General features: G+C 70.4%; 5 protein-coding genes. All 5 read right to left on the bottom strand.

The window, feature by feature from the left end:
* Positions 1-339: (5-formylfuran-3-yl)methyl phosphate synthase (locus AB7U92_RS24660; protein ID WP_428583103.1), on the bottom strand; the 339-nt coding region annotated here is incomplete at its 3' end.
* On the bottom strand, positions 336-911 hold the full coding sequence (locus tag AB7U92_RS24655) for a DUF447 domain-containing protein (RefSeq protein WP_428583101.1): 576 nt from the start codon (positions 909-911) through the stop codon (positions 336-338). The genes AB7U92_RS24655 and AB7U92_RS24660, both read right to left, overlap by 4 nt.
* A 14-nt stretch (positions 912-925) precedes the next feature.
* Entirely contained in the window at positions 926-2,323 is a 1,398-nt protein-coding gene (locus tag AB7U92_RS24650) for a DUF6513 domain-containing protein (protein WP_428583099.1), read from the bottom strand.
* Positions 2,302-2,877, bottom strand: coding sequence for a flavoprotein (locus AB7U92_RS24645; protein ID WP_428583107.1), 576 nt, complete (start codon positions 2,875-2,877; stop codon positions 2,302-2,304). The genes AB7U92_RS24650 and AB7U92_RS24645 overlap by 22 nt, the downstream gene beginning before the upstream one ends.
* 88 nt (positions 2,878-2,965) lie before the next feature.
* A partial coding sequence (locus AB7U92_RS24640; protein ID WP_428583105.1) for a helix-turn-helix domain-containing protein occupies positions 2,966-3,099 on the bottom strand: 134 nt, incomplete at its 5' end.

Raw genomic sequence — 3,099 nt, 5'->3', positions numbered from 1 at the left:
CAGCGGCCGCCCGCAACCGGCCAGGGCGCGCAGCACCGCGCCAGCCGCCGGCACGCGCTCGATGCCGACCTTGACGATGTCGACGCCGCACGCGCCGACGCGGGCCACACGCGCGAGGATCTCGTCGAGCTCGTGCATCGGCACGTCGCCGATCGTCGCGCTCACGGGTAGCGTGCTGCCACGTTCGCGCAGCGCCGCGACGATGTCGAGAATCGTCGCCTCCGGCAGGCCGCCGAGCGCGCCCTGCGCCGGCTCCTTCAGGTCGATGAAGTCGGCACCGCCCTCGGCAGCGAGCAAGGCCTCGTCCACGCTGCGCACGCTCACCAGCAGCCGGATCATCGGGAGCCCGCCTTCTCGCGGTGCGCCGCCACGGCCTGCTGCAGCCAGCCCCAGGCCTCGTGCTCGCCGGCGCCGGCGGTCTTGTCGATGGCGATCTGCAGGTAGGCCATCTCGGCATCGATCTTCTCCGGCGCCAGCATGTGCAACCGGCTGACCAGCACCGCGCCCTCCACCACCGCCGCCTGCGCGCGGTTCAGGCCCATGAAGGGCGCATGGCTCGCCTCGTGCACACGCGCCAGGCGCAGCACCGGGCGCTGCGGGTCGTCGCCGTGCTCCTCGAGTTGCAGCTCGACGTGGTGCAGTGCGCAGGCCAGGCGCTGGCCGGCGATGCGCTCGGCCTGCAGCAGCGGCCACTGGCGGCGCCCGGTGACGCAGCCGGCGAACACGCGCGTGTCGGTGATCAGGTTGAGCACCGCATGACGCGTGGCCACGATGTTGGCCAGCGTGGTGGAGGGCTTGAAGGGCATCAGCACTACGCGGCCGGCCTGGTAGCGCACGCCCATCGGCGCGATGTGCGCCACGCCCTCGGGCGACTGCGTGGTCACCACGGTCTCGAAAATCTGGTCGTTCATCGTCGGCAGTCGCTTCAGGTGTCGCGCTTGTTCGGCGCAGAGCGTGTCGTTCCCGGCGCACACCAGGCATCGAGGTTCTCGGCCTCGCGCTCGACGGCGGCGCCCCAGTCCAGCGGCTGGTCCTGCACGTAGCGCTTGCCGAGCCGCCACGCGATCTCCGCGTGTGCAAGTTCCACGCCCATGTAGAAGGCATGCGAGGCGTCGTTCTCCAGGCCGAGCTGCGGCCACAGGTCGAAGGCGCGCGTGCCGGTGCGAATGCCGTCGCGGTTGTAGACATGCAGCCCGTCCTCGGCCACCTGCACGCGGAAGTTGGGGTCGCGCACCTGCGCCGCCGTTGCGGCGATCTCGGCCGGCGAGTCGGGGAACGGGTGCTTGTCGTGCATCGTCATCAGCGCGCCGCTCATGCCCTTGGGCAGCGAGCGATGCCGCGCGGCCGCATGCATGATGCGGCGCGCCCAGTCGGCCTCGCGCATGGCGCGGCGCGCATGGGCGCTGACCTGCGTGGTCAGCACTGCGGCGACGTTGAGCTCGGCAGCGATGCCGAACAGCAGCGCGTTGATGCCGCTGGTGTCGGCTTCGGTGAGCTCGGTGAGGTTGCCCACGCCCATCATGATCGGCGCCTCGGGATAGCGCGCACGCAGCGCGTGGTAGCGCACGATCGAGGCGGTGAAGCCGAACGGGATCGGGTCGAGGATGGGGTCGGCGAGGAAGGCGCGGCCCTTCGCCGCCATCGCATCGATCGCGGCATGCAGCGAGGCCTCGTCGTGCGGCGTCTTCGGGATCAGCACCGGCGTGCTCGTCACTTCGTCGGCCACCCACAGCGTGTCGACCGTGAGGCTGAGCAGGTAATCGGCGCCGGCGCAGCCGCCGCGCAGCAGCTCCTGCGCATCCACGGAATCGACGCTGACCGCGAAACCCTCGGCCTTCAGCGCACGCACGCTGTCCTCGAGGTGCGCGAACGGCGTCTCGGGCAGGCAGCCGAGGTCGATGACGTCGGCACCGTCGCGCTTGAGGGCCTGTGCCCGCTGCACGATGGCCTCGACCGTCAGGCGCGGCGCATCGACGATCTCGGCGAAGATCGCCACCTCGTATTCGCTGAGGTCGACCGGCTTGGCGGCACGGTTGAAGAAGCGTGGCAGGTCCTTCAGTTCCTCCGGCCCGCGCTGCACCGGGATGCCGAGGTGCGCGGCGAGCGCATCGAGGTCGCCGCGGCAGCGGCCGGGCACGATGATGCGGTCGGCCTGCACCGGCGGCTCGACGCGGCGGCGGATCATGTCGGCCGTCATCAGCGCGGCGACCTGCAGGCCGATCTCGCGCACCTCGAAGGTGAAGGGTGCCTCTGCGATGCCGGCCAGCACCCTCTCCAACTGCGGCTGCGCCAGCCGGCCGGTCAGGAAGAGGATGTGTTCCATGCGAGCGCAAGCGAATCGAGCCGGCGCTGGATGGCGGTCTCCAGTTCGGCCGGCGAGGTGACGACCTCGCAGAAGTCGATCTCGCGCAGCCGGTCGACGTTGTCGAGCTCGAGCCGGCGCGGGCGCAGCGTCACCCAGTCGTGCGGCGACTTGGTCACCACCACCGGCTCGGTGTCGCACGCGAACACGATGCCCGGGATGCCCAGCTTGCCGGCCTGCGCGAACATGTTGGTCGGCAGCGTGTCGCTGATGCCGACCACGCACTTGGCCACCGTGTTGCTGGTGGCCGGCGCGATCACCACCGTGTGGTAGATGTCGTCATACAGCATGCCCACCGGTACCGCGCTGGCGGTCTTGTCGCGCACCAGGCGGAAGCCCGGCGCGAAGCGCGGCCGCAAGTCCTCGAGCTTCATGCCGTAGATGGACAGCACTTCCTCTGCGGCGTCGGAGAGGAACAGGTCGAGGTCCGGCAGGCGCTGCGCGAGCGCGATCGATTCGTCGAGGTAGTGGCCGGAGCCGGTGATGCACCAGGCGAAACGGGAGCGCGCCGCGATATCGGGCGCAGCGGCCGGAACCGGCTCCGCCGGGCCGGCCGATGCTCCCCCTCGGGGGGGCGACGCCGCAGGCGTCTTGGGGGCCCCATCACTCGGGGTGCGAGACCTCGATGTGGAGCTTGTGGAGCTTTCGGTAGAGGGTGTTTCGGCTGACATCGAGCGCCTTGGCGACGTTGCTCACGTTCCAGCGATGCTGTTCGAGCAATTGGAGCAGAACCTGGC

Source organism: Piscinibacter sp. (assembly GCF_050175855.1).
Taxonomy (GTDB): Bacteria; Pseudomonadota; Gammaproteobacteria; order Burkholderiales; family Burkholderiaceae_C; genus Piscinibacter.
The sequence above is the reverse complement of the archived record's forward strand: the minus strand, read 5'-3'. Positions and strand labels throughout refer to the sequence as shown.

Bases quoted from the DNA above. Each gene is read 5' to 3' on its own strand.
- AB7U92_RS24655 (WP_428583101.1), bottom strand. From the start codon at position 911: ATGAACGACCAGATTTTCGAGACCGTGGTGACCACGCAGTCGCCCGAG.
- AB7U92_RS24650 (WP_428583099.1), bottom strand. From the start codon at position 2,323: ATGGAACACATCCTCTTCCTGACCGGCCGGCTGGCGCAGCCGCAGTTG.